A 17759-nucleotide genomic window follows, 5' to 3' on the forward strand; every position below is an offset into this window, starting at 1 on the left:
ACCTCAAATGCAATAACATCTGAGGTTCAATATGATTTAAAATCAAATTATTTTTTAGCTGGAATTTCTTTTTTTCCGCTTTGTAAAATCTTTTCAAGGATTCTTAAAGTGATCAGATATGTAGGTTTTACACCAGTAAGGCCTAAACCTCCTGAAGAAAGGGTACTTCCCGTTTCCAATGGATTATCTGAAGCATAATAAGCATAACATACGAACAGATCCGGTGCAATATGATGTCTGATCTTAGACGCTACCTGAATGGCTTTCTGATAATGCGCTCCTTCCATTTCAAGACCGATGGCTTTCCATGAGGTATTCATAAAGTATGATAAGATATCCCTGTTCTGAAGCGATGTTCCCAATACCGTGATCATCGGGCCTTCAAATGCTTTCAGTTCATCATCTTTAAAATCATCCAGTTTCAAAGCATTTTCAAAAGGATAGTTATCTGCCGTTCCTTCAAAAATATGAGAAGTAGGGATCATAATATCTCCTTTTCCTCCGGCAAGAATTCCGGCTTTCCCCATGATAGAAACAGATTTCACTTTCATCATGTACACCTCTCCTTTACTCTCAAAAGGTCTCAGCAATTCGTCCATAACCTCAAAAGCCTGTTCTCCGAAAGCATAGTCGAAAACCATGATCACATCGTCTCCGCCATATTTGATTCCGCTGAAAGGTGTATTTTTCAGGTCTGTTTTGCTTAAATCAATAATCTGAACATCGATATTACTTCCGCTCTTATCATTAATATAGATCAGTCCTTCTTCCAATGCATATTTTGACACTTTGTCCCGAAGTTCTTTTTTATCAGAAATCTCTCCGTAAAGTTTGTAGTCTACTTCTTTGTTGTCTTTTTTCTTTAAGGCATCATTTCCGTACAACATATTTTTCACAGAATGCATGTTGGCAGAAATGATGTGAAGCGGACGCATGTGAAGATTGTTTTCAAATAAAACCTCTTTCACTTTGTTGGCCCATTTTTCACCGAAGTAGTGGTGTCCTACTCTTTCCTTTAATATAGCACTGAAATGGATTTCTCTTTCTCTCGTCTGTTTGGCATCTTCCAGACTTACTTTTCCTAAGTTGTAGATGATTTTAAACAGACGGTCAGGATTCTGATCATCACCGAAAGAATTATAAGCATTCAAAGTCTCTTCAAAAGTTCTTCCTATTAAAGAAGATAAGTGTATAAGAGCCACTTCTTTTTCTTTTCTGCTGAATTTCTTCTCCCCTTTTACCACTTCTTCAATAATTTTGAAAGCACGTGTAGGTTTCCAGTTTTCATCCTGAATGAAAGCCAGATTTCTCACTTTATCTGCTTCTATAAATAAGAAGGTAAGGTGGGTAAGAATATCATAAATTTCAGAGCGTCCCAAAAGAACTTCAATATTCATTTGGTGCTCATCTATCCGGTAACAGTTTCTTCTTCTCTTTTTAGGGACAATAGGTTCGAAACTTCCTTTATCAAAACCCTCATCTGATGTAAGATGAATAAAAGCACATTCTTCAATTCCTTCCGGAAGTCTGTCTAAAACATACATCAAACCATCTAATTCAAATTTGTTGGGAATATTCATGGTACCATAAATCTCTGGATTGATCGTCTTTAACAAACTTCTGATACTTTCTCCAGAAACACCGGCAGGTTTAAAAAAACCTCTGTAAAAGAGGTGTCTCATAGAAATATACAATCTTTCAATTGCTTCCGTTGTTTCTCTAGCTCTAGAATTTGTCATAAAATAAATTTCACACAAATATACAAAATCTTTGCGCATTCTATTTTAAGTATCTTTTAACAAGCAGTTTAAATTCGTATATTAAAAAAATATAAAATGTGCATCATAAAACGTATTATGATGCTACGACAGGGCTAAATATTACAATTCACTCTTACAGAACCCCTATATAAAAAGTTAAACTATTGTTTGATTTGATAAAGTTTCACAACACCCCCTAAAAAAAATAGGGGTAAAGTATTTTCAATTCATTTTTTTTGTAAATTTGCCCTGTAAAAATCAACCTTACTATGTCAACTTTAAGATTCAAAGCGTTAGAAACTTTACCATTTAAGGACTTCAGAAAAGATAATTCTGTTGAAGTTCCTGGAAAACTGTCAGAATTATTCTGCCAGAATGTTTTCTCAGAAGAGACCATGAGAGAATATTTGACAAAGGAAGCATTCCAGTCTATTATGGATGCTATCAAAAAAGGAACAAAGATCCAGAGACACATTGCAGACCAAGTAGCCGTAGCTATGAAAGACTGGGCAATGAGCAAAGGAGCTACTCACTACACTCACTGGTTTCAACCTTTAACAGGTACTACCGCAGAAAAACATGACTCTTTCTTTACTCCTATTGAAGGAGGAAGAGCGATCGAAAGATTCAGCGGAAACTTATTGATCCAGCAGGAGCCTGATGCTTCTTCTTTCCCGAACGGAGGAATCAGAAATACTTTCGAAGCAAGAGGTTATACGGCATGGGATCCTACTTCTCCTGCATTCATCATGGGAACTACTTTATGTATTCCTTCTATCTTCATTTCTTATACAGGGGAAACTTTAGATTATAAGGCACCTCTTTTAAGAGCTTTGAATGCTGTAGATGAAGCTGCAACCAATGTAATGCAGTATTTTGATAAAAATGTAACAAAAGTAACTCCTACTTTAGGCTGGGAGCAAGAATATTTCTTAGTTGATTCCGCATTATACCAATCCCGTCCGGACCTTGTTTTAACAGGAAAGACTTTATTAGGACACTCTCCTGCTAAAGGACAACAGCTGGATGACCACTATTTCGGTTCTATCCCTACAAGGGTAATGAACTTCATGAAAGAACTGGAGATCGAATGTATGAAACTGGGAATCCCTGTCACAACAAGACATAACGAGGTAGCACCGAACCAATTTGAGCTTGCCCCGATGTTTGAAGAAGTAAACGTTGCTGTAGACCACAACTCTTTGTTGATGGATATCATGGCAAGAATTGCTCACAAACACCATTTCCATATTTTATTCCACGAAAAACCATTCGCAGGAGTCAACGGAAGCGGAAAGCACAACAACTGGTCTTTAGCGACTGACACAGGTGAAAACTTATTAAGCCCGGGAAAAAACCCTAAGAAAAACTTACAGTTCCTAACGTTCTTCGTTAATACCATTAAAGCAGTTTACGAATATGCTGATCTTTTAAGAGCAAGCATCGCATCTGCAAGTAACGACCACAGATTGGGTGCCAACGAAGCTCCACCGGCAATTATCTCCGTATTCATCGGAAGCCAGTTGTTCAGAGTATTGGAAGAACTGGAAAAAGTAACAGAAGGGAAACTTTCTCCAGACGAAAAAACAGATTTAAAACTTAACGTCGTTGGAAAGATTCCTGAAATCCTGTTAGATAATACAGATAGAAACAGAACTTCTCCATTTGCATTTACAGGAAATAAATTCGAGATCAGAGCGGTAGGATCTTCTGCCAACTGTGCAGAGTCTATGACTGTAATGAACACGATCGCTGCAAAACAATTAATCGATTTCAAAAAAGAAGTTGATGCGCTTATCGAAACAGGACTGAAGAAAGACGAGGCCATCTTCAATGTATTGAGAGAGTACATCAAGCAGTGCAAGAGCATTATGTTTGAGGGAGACGGATATTCTGATGACTGGGCGAAAGAAGCTAAAAAGAGAGGTTTGAACAACTTAAAAACGACTCCGGAAGCACTTAAGCAGGAAATGGATAAAAAATTCGTTGCTCTTTATGAAGAAATCGGAGTGTTTACCCACAGAGAGGTTGAGGCCAGAAACGAAATCAAATTAGAAAAATATTCTACGGTTATTGATATTGAAGCAAGAGTTTTAAGTGACATCGCAAGAAACCATATTATTCCTTCTGCTTTAAATTATCAGAACAGATTGATCGAGAACGTAAAAGGTCTTAAAGAAATATTCCCTGACAAAGAATTCAAAACATTGGCGAAAGAGCAAATGAGCTTAATCACTAATATCTCTGAGAATGTTTCCAAGATCAAACTTGGCGTTGAGGATCTTATTAAAGCAAGAGAAGCAGCAAAAGCTGTATCCAATAGTCAGAAGCAGGCAGAAACTTACTGCAGCAAAGTAATCCCTTTATTTGATGTGATCAGAGAAGCTTCTGATGATCTTGAAATGATGGTAGATGATGAGCTTTGGCCAATGACTAAATATAGAGAAATGTTATTTACAAAATAACATCTGTAAAGTTCCATATTAGTTAAGCTCCCCGGTTTTTTCCGGGGAGTTTTTTTTGATTTATTAACAGCCTTGAAATTAGAGTTTTGAATATTGAAACACGGTAAATAAAGGAAATTTGATTTATTATGTTAAAGAATCATAATAAAAAAAACCGCAGACTCACCAAAAATAGGCGATTGCGGTTTGTTTTTCTTTAACATACTTAAATAATATGTTAAATTGTGTTAAATAAAGAACCTGACAATAATCATATCAGGGGTCTTTTAATCGGAATCTCTACTTTTGTAATGCTTTTGAAAATAAATATTCCTTTTAACACGGATAATCAAATATATATGAAGAAAAGAGTTTTGTTTTATTTAGTTGCTTTAGTGTCTACAGTTTCAGTTCAATCATGCGCTACAAATTATGTAGTTTCACAACCAGCAACTTATGCTAAAGAATACAAAACAGATGCCAAACTAGCTTCTCTTGATAACAAGAAAATGGAGCAGGATAAGCAAAGACTTATCGATTCTTTTCTAGCTGAAAAGGCGGCATCTATAGCCAATGCAAAAAAATCTATTAAGAATTCTGAGATTGCAAAAGCAGTCAAATACAATAAAACGATCGATAATATCCTAACAGAAGCTGAAACATACCTTGGGACTCCATACAGATACGGAGGAATGACCAGAAGAGGTATTGATTGTTCAGCTTTCGTTCTTTCTGTATTCGGAGCAGCAGCAGGACTTAGCTTACCAAGAGTAGCCGCTTCTCAGGCTCAGGAAGGTGAAAGTATTGAAAAAGGAGATCTTCAAAAAGGAGACTTAATCTTCTTTTCACACGGAAGAAGAATCTCTCACGTAGGTATTGTAGAAAGTGTAACTGAAGAAGGTGAAATCAAATTCATCCACGCAGCCACTTCTAAAGGGGTAATGATCTCTTCGCTGAATGATTCTTACTGGGGACCAAAATTCAGGTTTGCCAAAAGAGTGATCAACGAGAACGGAGACGCTTATAACAATTTAGCATCTTCTACTCCATCCACAGCGACAAGTTTTTAATTTTAAATAATTGATTTAAATAATGAAGCCATCAGAAATCTGATGGTTTTTTATTTTTTGGGTGGTGAGCTTTTGATGAAGAGTGTTTTTACTACCCCGTCTTTTTGCTTTGCAAAAATCCACCCCTTCAGAGAATGGGAATGATGGGTACCTAAAATCAATTATAGGCAATATTAACAACGAACGTAGTAGCTAGGACCTGTTTGACTAGTAGCAGTAATAAGTTCCAAAGCCTTCCTTAGAGTGTTGGAATATAAAGTATTGTTAAAACCCACCTCTATTGAATTATTTATGTGTAGATTTTCAGAATAACAGATGTTCTCGTGGTGTCCACCCTCTAACTTCTAACCTCTAATTCCGGTCAATTTCAATATCCAGCTTATACAGAAGTCCATGCACTTCAGAAAGTGAAAATTTAGCCTTTTTAAGGCGATTGACGGAAGGATCTATGGAATAATTGAAGGAAGTTCTCAGATCTGCTTTTTCAAGGTTTGTACGATCGAAAATGGCTCCGGAAAGGTCACAGTTTTTAAATACTGATTGAGAGAGATCAGATTCCGCAAAATCGGTTTCAATTAATTTTGAATTCTTAAAGACCGTTTTCTTAATTGAAGTAGTATAGAAGACCGCATTATTGAGTGCGCATCCGTCAAAAGTAAATGAAAGACCAAAGCCGTTACATTCATTAAACTGAAGTCCGAACATTTTGCATTCTTTGAAATAAACCGAGCGAAAAGCTGTCTTAACGAGTTTTGTCATACTTAGATTACAGGTGATGAACTCGCAGTCTGTAAAACTGAAACCGGAAAGATCTGCATATTCAAAGCTGCAATTTCTGAAGGTACAGTTTTCGTACTCTCCTCTTTCAAAAGGCTGGTCAGTACAATTGATGTTTTGAAAATCCTGATCTGAAATGTATGTCTGTTTCATATTTACCTCTATTCTTTAAATACTGCTTGTTCTACTCTTCTGATGGCAATGAAGCTTTTATATTGGTCGTATGAGAAGCGGCAAAAAGACCTCATCTTCCAACGCTTAAACCAAGCTGTTCTTATCTGAATAATTGAGTTTAAAGAAAATGAAAGTCATCATCGAAAAGGCAAGAAGTGAACTTCCTCCGTAGCTGAAATAAGGAAGCGGGATACCTACAGTTGGAAAAAGCCCCATTACCATTCCCAGATTGATGGTAAAGTGAAGCATCAGGATAGAAGCAAAGCAATACCCAAATACACGGTTAAAGGTGGACTTCTGCTGTTCTGCCAGGTAATAAATACGTCCGATATACACCATATAGCATAAAACGAGAATTGCGCTTCCTACAAAGCCCCATTCTTCCCCTACTGTACAGAAAATATAATCAGTTTCCTGCTCAGGAACAAATTTCCCCTGTGTTACCGATCCTTCCCGGTATCCTTTGCCCAGAACGCCACCCGATCCGATAGCGGTTTTGGAATATAATAAGTTGTACCCGGAGGTATCTCTGAATGCTTTTTCTCCTTTATAAAGAACCTCAATTCTTTCTCTCTGGTGTTTTGGAAGTTTTTCCAGAATATAAGGTGAGCCGAAAGCCAAACCGCACAATAAAATAATGGATCCTGCAATTCCTGAAATAGAAATGACATCCCATGACATTCTGTGATAGTTCATGGCGATCAATACCCCTGCAATGATAACAACGGCTAGTGCTACATAAATAGGAGGAATAGCCAGAGCGATCAAAAAGACACCGGCAAATACAAATCCTACCCCAAACAAAAGTCCGCTCAATCCTTCTCTATATAATGCAATAAAAAATGCGATAAATACTAGCATGGAACCTACATCCGGAATCGCCAGAACAACAGCAGCCGGAATTCCGATAATGGCCAGAACAGTCCAGAGTGATTTTTTAATCTTAAGATTAAAATCCGGTCCGGAGACATAATTGGCCAGCATTAAAGCAGTTCCGATCTTGGCAAACTCAACCGGCTGCATGGTGAAACTTCCGAATTTATACCAGTTTTTCTGACCCAGAATTTCTTTTCCAAAAGGAAAAAGTCCGATCAAAAGTAAAACACCACCGATATAAATAATCCCCGCCATGTTTTCAAAGAACTTACTTCTTCCAACGAATATTATAAGTCCGACAAATAAAGAAATACAGAAAAAAACCAATTGTTTTTCTCCTAATTTCTGGTCAACACTGTAAATATTAGCAATTGCAAAAATACAAAGCGCGAAATACAGCCCAAGACCAAGTTTATCTATCCCTTCTGCCCACTTCATTGCTTTACTTTTTTAGCGTTGTTCTTTGTTTCTTCGTCTATTTTCTTCTGCAGTTTTATTTTCTGCTCTTTAATAAATCTCAGACTATCCTGCTTTCTTTTTAGCTTAACAGAATCTTCCTTAGGGTCCTTGTATAAACCTTTACGTTTCAGATCTGCTACCCACTGTCTTTTGTATTCGGGCATAAAGCTGGCACTGGTCATCTTTTTGTAAAGATTTTCTCGCTTCAGATCTCCTGTGATGTACTTTTCAGCAATCACAGTACAGGCAGGTCCTGCCCATGTTGCTCCAAATCCTGCATGTTCCATTACAGCAGCGACCACAATCCTTGGTTTATCTGCAGGAGCAATTAAAACAAAGATTGAGTTATCTTTTCCTTGTGGAACCTGTGCAGTCCCTGTTTTGGCAAGTTGGGTAAAGTCATTGGATTTCAAACTTCTTGCTGTACCCCTTAACACCACCGCTTCCATCCCTTTCAATACAGGCTCGAAGTGTTTAGGATCTACAAGGGTTTTATGTTTTGTTTTAAATCTTTTATCCGGATTTGGCTTTCCGTCAATCGATTTAACGATATGAGGCGTATAAAACCAGCCTTTGTTGGCAATAGCCGCAACGTAGTTTGCCAACTGAAGAGGCGTGACCAATACATCTCCCTGTCCCATTCCGTTGAAGATAGAACCGTTCATTGTATAGGCAGAACTCCAGTCTTTTTTGCCGCTCCTTTTTTCATAAAATTTACCGGAAGGAATTCTTCCAGGCGAGCCTACAGCAATATCGTTGTTCAGATATTCGCCTACCCCAAAGCTGCTCATGATTTTTTTCCATTCGTCAACTCCTCTTGAAGGGTCTCCCGGATACTTATTCATAATGGCTATATAAGCGTGAGAAAAGTAGCAATTACTCGAAACCTGGATAGAAGGAATAAGAGGGTCTGCTCCTCCATGCCCTTTAATTCTTAAACCTCTGTAGAAAAATCCGCCACCACAAGGGAAAACTGTATTTTCATCCATAACCCCCATCTGCATTCCTGCAAGAGCGGTCAGCAACTTGAAAGTAGATCCCGGAGGATAAGCCGCCTGAACAGACCTGTCAAAAGTAGGTTTGTTTTCGTATAAGGTATCTTTAGAAAGCGCGTAAAGATTTTTAGATTTATAAGGTCCGGTAAATAAATTAGGATCAATATCCGGTCCTGTGGCCATGGTGAGAATTTCACCATTATTAGGATCAATGGCAACGATAGCTCCATGTTTACCGACGAGCATTTCTTCTGCCATCCTTTGAAGATCGTAATCAATTGTTAAAGTAATATCTTTTCCGGTAACCACATCTTTATCTAAAGTTCCGTTTTTATAAGATCCTATATTGCGAAGTCTGATATCCTTTTGGATATACTTGATGCCTTTAATCCCGCGAAGTTCTTTTTCATATGATTTTTCAACTCCTGTTTTACCGATAAAATCTCCCGGAAGATAGTAGGCTGAATCTTTTTTTATTTCTCTTTCATTCACTTCACTGGTATACCCCAAAAGGTTTCCGGAAGTGCCTACCTCATACTGACGCTGAGGTCTTGATACGATACTGAATGCGGGATATTTGAAAATAATCTCCTGCACCCTGGCAATATCTTCTCTGCTGAGGTCCTTTAAAAAGGTCATAGGGGTCAGCTTTGAATAGTATTTTTCTTTCTTAATAATATCGATTCTTTTGATAAAATCAGTTTTGCTGATCTGCATAAGAGTACAGAAACCCAAAGTATCAAAATCGGGTTTCATTAAGGCCTGCGTAAAGGAAATCTCATAAGCCGGCTGGTTTCCCACCAGGATCTTTCCATTTCTGTCGAAGACCACCCCTCTCTGCGGGATGACGTATTCCGTTTTGATGGAGGTATTAGCCGCATTTAAGGCATAACGGTCTGTAAATAACTGTAAATAAGCAAGCCTCGCCACAAAAATAATGGCGATGACAACTAATATGGAAAAGATTTTTAAATAACGTGTGTTCAAACTTTTTGTTTGATTTTAAATATTAATGCGTAAACAACGATAAATATAAAGGAAATTATACTTGTTATCACTACATTAAGTAATATTTCGAAAAAACGGCTAAATTTAAAAAATTCAATGTACTGCACTAAAAGCTGGTGCAGAAAGATACTTGAAAAAAGAAACAGTAAAAACTGTGCCCACTGAAGGGACTGAAAAGAGAAAAAGTCTGTGGAAGTATCTGTGGAAGTTCTGAAAATCAATGTTCTGAAATAAGCAATAAGGGTAGTCGCAAATGCATTGATTCCCCATGAAAAGAGGAACGCATCTACAGAAAGTCCGATTAAAAAGCTTAAAGCTAAAAACTGATATTTATTTCTGAAGAAAGGATAAAACATGACAAAAACCGGATAAAGAACCGGTGTGTACTTTCCGAAAAGAATGATCTTGTTGAGTACAAAAATCTGTAATGCAACCAGGAAGATCATGATCAATATATCGGTAAATAGAGTCCTGCTAATCATTTTCTTTTTTTATTACGGTCTGCAATGTATCCTGAATTCTCTGTACTTCTGCTTTTTTAAGGTTTTTCACTACAAATACCTTGCTCAGCGCACCCATTTTTTCGCTCAGTTCCACTGAGATATCCCAGAAACCAGTCTTGTTATCTACAGAATATCCTGCAATAGTGCCTATCATTACTCCCTTCGGAAAAATAGCGGATTTGCCATCTGTAACAACGGTATCTCCAACTTTCAAAGCCACATATTTAGGAATGTCTGCAAGGTGCATTACTCTTGAATTATCACCATTCCAGGTTAAAGTTCCAAAGTACCCTGAGTTTTTCAACGAAGCGTTGATTCTGATTTTATTAACACTCAAAACAGACTGAACCAAAGCATAGCTGTCTGTAGAGTTGATTACAATTCCGGCAATTCCTTTGGGAGCCATTACGCCCATCTGAGGAAAAACCCCATCTCTGCGGCCACGGTTGATTGTAAAGTAATTATTTCTTCTGTTGATACTGTTAAATACGATTTCACCATCTACAAAAGTATAGATCTGCCCGCCACCTAAAGTATCATGAACTTTTTTGAATACAGGATTTTTCGCCCCTTCTTTTCCATAGAGCTGAATCATCAGCGACTTATTCTGAGCCACAAGATCTTCGTTGATCTGTTTCAGTTTCAGATATGAAACTCCTTCATCAATATACCCCGAAATCCATGAATTCAGCGCAGCCGACTGGCCAGCTACCCATGATTTCTGCATGGCGTTTTTAGAGAATATCAGAACCAGAGCAACAATCTGCAGGAATATAAAGAAGACAAAGAGGGCGTTCTTCGAAAATAGTCTCAGCAAAAATCCCATTCAGATATATAGTCGTAAAAGGTTAAAATTATTTAATTAAGAAATTGAATTTATCCATATTCTTAAGGGCAATACCGGTTCCGCGAACAACAGCTCTCAACGGATCTTCTGCTACAAACACAGGAAGACCGGTCTTTTTGTGCAATCTGTCTGCAAGACCTCTCAATAAAGCACCTCCTCCCGCAAGATAGATACCCGTTTTATAAATATCAGCAGCCAATTCCGGTGGTGTAAGAGAAAGTGTTTCCATAACTGCATCTTCAATTCTGATGATAGATTTGTCTAATGCACGAGCAATTTCCTTATACCCTACCATGATTTCTTTTGGCTTCCCTGTAATAAGATCTCTACCCTGTACCGGAATATCTTCAATATCAACATCAAGATCTTCCACTGCAGAACCTACTTCAATTTTGATTCTCTCAGCCGTTCTCTCTCCGATGTAAAGGTTGTGGTGAGTTCTGAGATAGTAAGCGATATCATTGGTAAACACGTCTCCTGCAATTTTCACCGATTTGTCACAAACAATACCTCCTAAGGCAACCACAGCAATCTCCGTAGTACCACCACCTATATCGATGATCATATTTCCTTCAGGCTTCTGTACGTCGATTCCAACTCCTATTGCGGCAGCCATTGGCTCATAGATCAATCTTACTTCTTTCGCATTCACTTTCTGAGCAGAATCTCTAACGGCTCTTTTCTCAACTTCAGTAATACCAGAAGGAATACAGATTACAATTCTCAGTGCCGGCTGTATGAATCTACCTTTGATTCCGGGAATCTTTTTGATAAATTCTTTAATCATGTGTTCAGAAGCATGGAAATCAGCGATCACCCCATCTTTCAGTGGACGGATCGTTTTGATATCCTCATGAGTTTTACCCTGCATATGCTTAGCCTGCTCACCGACCGCAATAGGTCTACCCGTAGAACGTTCAATTGCAACAATTGAAGGCTGATCTATAACAATTTTATTATTATGGATGATTAGGGTGTTGGCAGTACCAAGGTCTATCGCAATTTCTTGCGTAAACATATCGAATAAACTCATATTTTCCTTCTGATTTTAAGTTTACAAAGATATGAATTTAACACCACTAAAGAAATTTAACCTGCATATAATTTGGTTAAAATTTTATTAAAATTCACAATTCTTTATTAAGTTTTGATTTAATCATTTACAGAGCCTTATTTAAACTAAAATTAATGGGACCAAACAAGAAAACAGGGGAATGAAAGGCAATTAAATCAAAAACAGCAACAGGAACACAACGAAAAACCAATAAAGAACTGATTATAAGCGATTTTCAAACAACAATACTCCATTTGAAACCATCTATCATTTCTTCACATCTGACTTCCCTCTATTTTTTAACAATAGTTTTTCACGATAATTATCATATACATTATCAGAGGATGATTAATTAAAAAAACCGTAAATTTGCACTGCTTATGTTACAGTATTCCAACATCCATCAAACATCGAATTTTGCTGTGCTTTCCATCAGCTATGAAAAAGCAGATGCAGAAACGAGGGGTAAATTTGCATTTTTTGATGAGAATATCAAAAACTTTGTCACCAGAATTCACAATGTGGATTTAGGGGATGCATTTGTGGTTTCCACTTGTAACAGGACCGAGATCTATACCACTTCACCGAATTATCTTCTGATCGCAGAAGAATACTGCAAAACGATTGGAGTACATCTTACAGATTTTCTTCAGTTTGCCAATATTCTGACCAAGGAAGAGGCGCTTATCCATCTGTTCAGAGTAGCAGCAGGACTGGAGAGCCAGATCATCGGGGATTTTGAGATCATCGGACAGATCAAAAAAGCGTACAGCCGGTTTAAAAAAGAGAGGCAGAATTCCAATCCTTATCTGGAAAGAGCCATTAATGCTGCTATTCAGATTTCGAAAAGAATTAAGAATGAAACCGGAATTTCCACTGGTGCTGCATCGGTATCTTATGCAGCTGTTCATTATATTTTAAACAACCAGAAAAAAATTACGGAAAAGAACATTCTTCTTTTGGGCGTAGGTGAAATTGGACAGAATACGGTTGAAAACCTGGTAAAACATGTGTATCAGCCTAAAATTAAAATTGCCAACAGAACTCAGGAGAAAGCTGAAAAAATTTCCGAAAAATATCATATTCCTCACGTTGACTATTCTGATTTTGACAAAGAATTAAAAGAAACCGATATCCTCATTGTTGCGACGGGAGCAAAACATCCTATCATCAATAAGTCTCACTTCCCGAACGGAAAGGAAACCCTTGTGATTGATCTATCGATTCCGCACAACGTTGAAAAAAACGTTACGGAAAATGAAAATGTAACCCTGATTGATGTAGATGAGCTTTCCAAACAGATCCAGGAGACGATTCAGCAGCGTGAAAAAGAAATTCCGAAAGCTGAAAAAATCATCAAAGAACTGATGAAAGAGTTTCTGGAATGGGAAAAAAAGAGAAAGCTGGCCCCAAACATTCACCATTTCAAAGCTGTTCTGAAGAATATGGAACGTAATGAAATGCATAACTTTTACAGAAAAAATAAATACATCAACATCACGGACATGGAGCTTTCTGACAAAATGATCCAGAAAATCACCAACCGTTTTGCAAAATTTATCATCGACAACCCTTTAAAAGCCGAAGAAATTAGTAAATTAATGCACGAAATATTAGTTGAACAACCAAACAACGAATTCAATGAAAAGCATTAGGATCGGAACAAGAAATTCCGCACTGGCACTTTGGCAGGCAAGAGAGGTTGCAAGGAACCTTCAAAACCGCAATTATTTAACGGAAATCATTCCTATCGTCTCTTCGGGCGATAAGAACTTAAATCAACCGCTTTATTCTTTAGGAATCACCGGGGTTTTCACAAGAGACCTTGATGTCGCCCTGTTGAATGATGAGATTGATATTGCTGTACATTCTTTAAAAGATGTTCCAACTCAGCTTCCGCAAAATATTGAGATCATCACGTATCTGGAAAGAGATTTCCCACAGGATGTTCTGATCAGAAAAGAATCTGCACGAAATAAAGAATTCCATGAGCTGAAACTGGCCACCAGCAGTTTGAGAAGAAGAGCATTCTGGTTAAAGAATTATCCTCACGCTGAGTTTTCAGACATACGAGGAAACATCCAGACGCGTCTTCAAAAACTGGAGGACGGAGATTTTGATGCAACGATTTTATCTCTGGCAGGTATTAAGAGAATGAAAATGGACATTGACTATGAAATGCTTCCATTAATGATCCCAGCTGCTTCTCAGGGAGTGATTGCTGTTGCAGGACATTCAGAAAAAACCGAGATCAATGAGATCTTAGCACAAATCAACCATAAGAAAACCCAGATCTGTGTAGAGATCGAAAGAAATTTCCTGAGCACCCTGGAAGGCGGATGTACTGCCCCAATCGGAGCTTTTGCTGAAATCATCGAAAATCAGGTCCGTTTCAAAGCTGCTCTTTGCTCTTTAGATGGTAAAAACTGTATCGCTACCGACGAAAGTTTTGAATATAATGAAACTGAGAATTTCGGAGAAAAGTTCGCTAAGATTGTCCTTGAAAACGGAGGTAAGGAACTAATGACTGAAATTAAAAATTCTTATTAAAAACTTTTGAGTCTATTTGTACTTTAATATTCTTATGTACAAACAATGAAAAAGTCCCTGTTTTTACTCCTACTTATATTCTGCGTGTTTATCACAAACGCACAGAATAAATTTGCGCTTCAGTTATCTGATTCTGCTTTGGGATTAATCGATCACACAATCAGATACGATCCCACTTATTTTATACTCAAATATCCTGATGGCGACGTTCCTGCAGATAAAGGAGTCTGCACCGACGTTGTTATAAGAGCGTATAGAAAATTAGGAATTGATCTGCAAAAGGAAGTACACGAGGATATGGCGAAAAACTTCTCAAAATATCCAAAAATCTGGGGATTGAAAAAACCGGACACAAATATCGATCATCGCAGGGTTCCGAACCTTGCCGTATTTTTTTCTACATTTGGAAAAACAAAATCCATTGAAACCAATCCTTCACTTTATATTCCAGGAGATATTGTTACCTGGCTTTTACCCGGAAATTTGACGCATATCGGAATTGTTGTGAATAAAAAATCTACTGATGGAAAGAGGTTTTTGATTGTCCATAATATAGGTGGCGGACAGGTGATGGAAGATGTCCTTTTTAAATACACGATTACAGGACATTATCAATACCAGAAATAGGCTCCTTTTATGAAAAATCTTATGTATGCTTTCTTTACATTGATAGTCTGTTGTACGAAAGCTCAGACCAATGAATTTACAATCATCAATAAACCTATTGACTATTCTCCGGAAAGAGTTCGCTTAAGTCTGGAATATCTTAAAAGTCACTATAATATCGTTCAGAGTTCAGCAACCATTTCGCCTAAGATGATCGTACTGCATTACACCGCTGGCGGAACTGTTGAAACCAATTATAAATATTTCAATAAGACTCATCTGGAGTCTGCGAGAAATGTTTTAAAGAAGCAAAGCACACTTAATGTTTCTTCGCAGTTTATTGTCGACAGGGATGGAACGATCTACCAGCTGATGGATCCCAACAGGTTTGCAAGACATACTATAGGACTCAATTATTGTGCTATCGGCATTGAAAACATTGGCAGCAAAAGCCAGCCGCTCACAGAAAAACAAATTTTAGCAAACGCACAATTAATTAGACACTTAACTAAAAAATACAGTATAGAATATCTTATAGGACACTCAGAATATGGTATATTTAGGGGTTCCAATCTCTGGAAGGAAACAGACCCTGATTATTTTACAGCAAAAGAAGATCCAGGCAAAGATTTCATGAAAAAAGTGAGACTGTTAATTACTGATTTACATTTAAAAGATCAACCCTAATGAAAATTCTATTTACCAAGACCATAGATACCCCATTATTATCCAAAGAATTAGGATCGGATATTTCGGCGGATTGTATTGAGGTAATTAGAACTGAACCTATAAAAACAGCTGCATTCGATTTGAAAAATCACTCCCTGATATTTACAAGTGTCAACGGTGTGAGATCATTTTTTAAAAATCAATTTAAGCCTAACGAAGATTTTACGGCAAAAAATTACAACAAGATCTACTGTGTTGGTGAAAAAACAAAACGTGAACTAAGGAAATACGGCTTTGGAACATTCAAAGTACTGAAAAATGCTGAAACGCTTTCGAGATTTATTACCGGAAAGTGCCAGCACGAGCAATTTCTTCATTTTTGCGGTAATCTGGCCATCGATGTTTTGGACCAGGAACTTCCCTTGCAGAATATCCGCTACAAAAAGATTACGATCTACAAGACAGAAGAAATTCAGCCTTTAATATCTGAAAAATATCATGCCGCAGTTTTTTTTAGTCCAAGTGGAGTTCGTAGTTTTGCAAAACTCAATTCTTTAGAAGGCATGAAGATTTTTTCAATCGGAGAAACGACCTCCGGTGAACTGAGAAAATATACAAAAGAAAAAATATTTACCTCGGAAGAAAATAATCTGGCCTCTATTTTTGGGCTGATAAAAAAGGAACTTTGAGCAGCTACAAGTTTGGCTGATAAAAATAATGAGTGCCGGGAACGGCCGTATTAGTTTAAATAAATTATGATTAAAAACGACTTATATTTAAAAGCACTCCGTGGAGAAACTGTAGAAAGACCACCAGTATGGATGATGAGACAGGCCGGAAGATATCTGCCCGAATTTATTGCTCTTCGTGATCAATATGATTTCTTTACGAGATGTCAGACTCCAGAATTGGCTTCGGAAATCACCGTGCAGCCGATCCGTAGATTCCCTTTGGATGCAGCGATCCTGTTTTCTGATATTTTGGTAGTTCCCCAGGCCATGGGAATTGATTTTAAAATGAAAGAAAATGTTGGCCCGTGGTTAGATAATCCAATCAGAACAATGGAACAGGTTCAGAATGTGGTGGTACCTGACGTGGATGATACTTTAGGATACGTTTTTGATGCTATTGAGCTTACATTAATTAAATTAGATAACGAAATTCCACTGATCGGTTTTGCAGGTTCACCATGGACGATTCTATGCTATTGCGTGGAAGGAAAAGGAAGCAAAGCTTTTGATATTGCAAAATCCTTCTGTTTCCAGCAGCCGGAAGCCGCTCATTTATTGCTTCAGAAAATCACAGATACTACAATTGCCTATTTAAAAAGAAAAGTTGAAAAAGGTGTTTCTGCCGTTCAGGTATTTGATTCATGGGGAGGGATGCTTTCTCCTGCTGATTATCAGGAATTCTCGTGGCAGTATATCAACCAGATCGTTGAAGCCTTAAGCCCTCTTACCCATGTGGTGGTATTCGGAAAAGGATGCTGGTTTGCCCTTGAAGACATGACGATGTCTAAAGTATCTGCTTTAGGGGTTGACTGGACGATTAAGCCTGAGCTTGCAAGAACCTTAACGAACCATACGATGACGCTTCAGGGAAATTTTGATCCTGCAAGATTACACTCCAGTCCGGAAACAATTAAGAAGATGGTCACTGAGATGATCAACCGTTTTGGAAAAGACCGGTATATTGCGAATCTTGGACACGGAATTTTACCCAATATCCCTGTGGAAAATGCAGAAGCGTTTATTAGAGCTGTTGTGGATTGGAAACCGACTATTTAAGATTTATTTCATAAAAAACAAGGAATCCGTCTCACAACCAATTTGCGAGACGGATTTTATTTTAGTTGAACTTTGTTTTATTGTCCAAAAAAGGAAAAAGTTGTCCTCTTCAGGCAACTTTCTTTCTTAGGTTATGTGCTAAAGCGTGTAATCCAAATTCCAGTTCTACTTTTTTCAGAC

15 protein-coding genes are annotated in these 17759 nt (G+C 37.6%); 8 read left to right on the plus strand and 7 right to left on the minus strand.

All coding sequences use genetic code 11. The features are described 5' to 3' along the window. Positions 1-47 precede the first annotated feature (47 nt). Entirely contained in the window at positions 48-1739 is a 1692-nt protein-coding gene (locus tag BUC06_RS05350; RefSeq protein WP_073330722.1) for a DUF6909 family protein, read from the minus strand. Between the two features lie 290 nt (positions 1740-2029). On the opposite strand from BUC06_RS05350, the gene BUC06_RS05355 reads away from it, so the two are divergent. After that, positions 2030-4225, plus strand: coding sequence for a glutamine synthetase III family protein (locus BUC06_RS05355; RefSeq protein WP_073330725.1), 2196 nt, complete (start codon positions 2030-2032; stop codon positions 4223-4225). A gap of 338 nt (positions 4226-4563) precedes the next feature. After that, positions 4564-5274 carry a C40 family peptidase gene (locus tag BUC06_RS05360; RefSeq protein ID WP_073330829.1) on the plus strand — a complete coding sequence of 237 codons (711 nt, stop codon included), beginning with the start codon at positions 4564-4566 and terminating at the stop codon, positions 5272-5274. Between the two features lie 351 nt (positions 5275-5625). Here BUC06_RS05360 and BUC06_RS05365 read toward each other — a convergent pair whose 3' ends face one another. From BUC06_RS05365 to BUC06_RS05390, 6 genes are all read right to left on the minus strand, one after another. Further along, the gene (locus tag BUC06_RS05365) at positions 5626-6204 is read right to left on the minus strand and encodes a pentapeptide repeat-containing protein (protein WP_073330729.1); all 579 of its coding nucleotides are present in this window, start codon (positions 6202-6204) and stop codon (positions 5626-5628) included. A 105-nt stretch (positions 6205-6309) separates the two neighbouring features. After that, complete coding sequence (rodA, locus tag BUC06_RS05370; RefSeq protein ID WP_073330732.1) at positions 6310-7539, minus strand: rod shape-determining protein RodA; 1230 nt, start codon at positions 7537-7539, stop codon at positions 6310-6312. Then, positions 7536-9542: a penicillin-binding transpeptidase domain-containing protein gene (locus tag BUC06_RS05375; protein ID WP_073330735.1), complete on the minus strand. Its 2007-nt coding sequence runs from the start codon at positions 9540-9542 to the stop codon at positions 7536-7538. Before BUC06_RS05375 ends, rodA begins: the two co-directional genes overlap by 4 nt. Then, a complete protein-coding gene (locus tag BUC06_RS05380; protein ID WP_047450943.1) occupies positions 9539-10045 on the minus strand; it encodes a hypothetical protein in 507 nt (168 codons plus the stop codon). The genes BUC06_RS05375 and BUC06_RS05380 overlap by 4 nt, the downstream gene beginning before the upstream one ends. Next, positions 10038-10892 carry a rod shape-determining protein MreC gene (gene mreC / locus BUC06_RS05385; protein ID WP_073330738.1) on the minus strand — a complete coding sequence of 285 codons (855 nt, stop codon included), beginning with the start codon at positions 10890-10892 and terminating at the stop codon, positions 10038-10040. Before mreC ends, BUC06_RS05380 begins: the two co-directional genes overlap by 8 nt. Positions 10893-10920: 28 nt before the next feature. Further along, positions 10921-11946, minus strand: coding sequence for a rod shape-determining protein (locus BUC06_RS05390; protein ID WP_034700899.1), 1026 nt, complete (start codon positions 11944-11946; stop codon positions 10921-10923). Positions 11947-12347: 401 nt separating this feature from the next. Between BUC06_RS05390 and hemA the strand changes: the two genes are divergently transcribed. The 6 genes from hemA (at position 12348) to hemE (ending at position 17579) form a co-directional block, all read left to right on the plus strand. Beyond that, positions 12348-13622 carry a glutamyl-tRNA reductase gene (gene hemA / locus BUC06_RS05395; RefSeq protein WP_073330741.1) on the plus strand — a complete coding sequence of 425 codons (1275 nt, stop codon included), beginning with the start codon at positions 12348-12350 and terminating at the stop codon, positions 13620-13622. After that, positions 13609-14517, plus strand: coding sequence for a hydroxymethylbilane synthase (hemC, locus tag BUC06_RS05400; RefSeq protein ID WP_073330744.1), 909 nt, complete (start codon positions 13609-13611; stop codon positions 14515-14517). The genes hemA and hemC overlap by 14 nt, the downstream gene beginning before the upstream one ends. A 45-nt stretch (positions 14518-14562) precedes the next feature. Further along, complete coding sequence (locus BUC06_RS05405; RefSeq protein WP_073330747.1) at positions 14563-15144, plus strand: DUF1287 domain-containing protein; 582 nt, start codon at positions 14563-14565, stop codon at positions 15142-15144. Between the two features lie 9 nt (positions 15145-15153). Beyond that, positions 15154-15810: a peptidoglycan recognition protein family protein gene (locus BUC06_RS05410; RefSeq protein WP_073330750.1), complete on the plus strand. Its 657-nt coding sequence runs from the start codon at positions 15154-15156 to the stop codon at positions 15808-15810. Next, positions 15810-16481, plus strand: a complete 672-nt coding sequence (locus tag BUC06_RS05415) for a uroporphyrinogen-III synthase (protein ID WP_073330753.1) — start codon at positions 15810-15812, stop codon at positions 16479-16481. The genes BUC06_RS05410 and BUC06_RS05415 overlap by 1 nt, the downstream gene beginning before the upstream one ends. Positions 16482-16547: 66 nt before the next feature. Then, the gene (gene hemE / locus BUC06_RS05420) at positions 16548-17579 is read left to right on the plus strand and encodes a uroporphyrinogen decarboxylase (protein WP_073330757.1); all 1032 of its coding nucleotides are present in this window, start codon (positions 16548-16550) and stop codon (positions 17577-17579) included. Positions 17580-17759: the final 180 nt, after the last annotated feature.

Origin of the sequence: Chryseobacterium carnipullorum (assembly GCF_900142785.1) — a bacterium.
Classification (GTDB): Bacteria; Bacteroidota; Bacteroidia; order Flavobacteriales; family Weeksellaceae; genus Chryseobacterium; species Chryseobacterium carnipullorum.

What these genes read in the sequence shown, in the direction of transcription:
- mreC (WP_073330738.1), bottom strand. Translation starts at nt 10,892, where the DNA reads ATGGGATTTTTGCTGAGACTATTTTCGAAGAACGCCCTCTTTGTCTTC.
- BUC06_RS05415 (WP_073330753.1), top strand. Translation starts at nt 15,810, where the DNA reads ATGAAAATTCTATTTACCAAGACCATAGATACCCCATTATTATCCAAA.
- hemC (WP_073330744.1), top strand. Translation starts at nt 13,609, where the DNA reads ATGAAAAGCATTAGGATCGGAACAAGAAATTCCGCACTGGCACTTTGG.
- BUC06_RS05410 (WP_073330750.1), top strand. Translation starts at nt 15,154, where the DNA reads ATGAAAAATCTTATGTATGCTTTCTTTACATTGATAGTCTGTTGTACG.
- hemA (WP_073330741.1), top strand. Translation starts at nt 12,348, where the DNA reads ATGTTACAGTATTCCAACATCCATCAAACATCGAATTTTGCTGTGCTT.
- BUC06_RS05350 (WP_073330722.1), bottom strand. Translation starts at nt 1,739, where the DNA reads ATGACAAATTCTAGAGCTAGAGAAACAACGGAAGCAATTGAAAGATTG.
- BUC06_RS05360 (WP_073330829.1), top strand. Translation starts at nt 4,564, where the DNA reads ATGAAGAAAAGAGTTTTGTTTTATTTAGTTGCTTTAGTGTCTACAGTT.
- BUC06_RS05380 (WP_047450943.1), bottom strand. Translation starts at nt 10,045, where the DNA reads ATGATTAGCAGGACTCTATTTACCGATATATTGATCATGATCTTCCTG.
- BUC06_RS05405 (WP_073330747.1), top strand. Translation starts at nt 14,563, where the DNA reads ATGAAAAAGTCCCTGTTTTTACTCCTACTTATATTCTGCGTGTTTATC.
- BUC06_RS05355 (WP_073330725.1), top strand. Translation starts at nt 2,030, where the DNA reads ATGTCAACTTTAAGATTCAAAGCGTTAGAAACTTTACCATTTAAGGAC.
- rodA (WP_073330732.1), bottom strand. Translation starts at nt 7,539, where the DNA reads ATGAAGTGGGCAGAAGGGATAGATAAACTTGGTCTTGGGCTGTATTTC.
- BUC06_RS05365 (WP_073330729.1), bottom strand. Translation starts at nt 6,204, where the DNA reads ATGAAACAGACATACATTTCAGATCAGGATTTTCAAAACATCAATTGT.
- BUC06_RS05390 (WP_034700899.1), bottom strand. Translation starts at nt 11,946, where the DNA reads ATGAGTTTATTCGATATGTTTACGCAAGAAATTGCGATAGACCTTGGT.
- hemE (WP_073330757.1), top strand. Translation starts at nt 16,548, where the DNA reads ATGATTAAAAACGACTTATATTTAAAAGCACTCCGTGGAGAAACTGTA.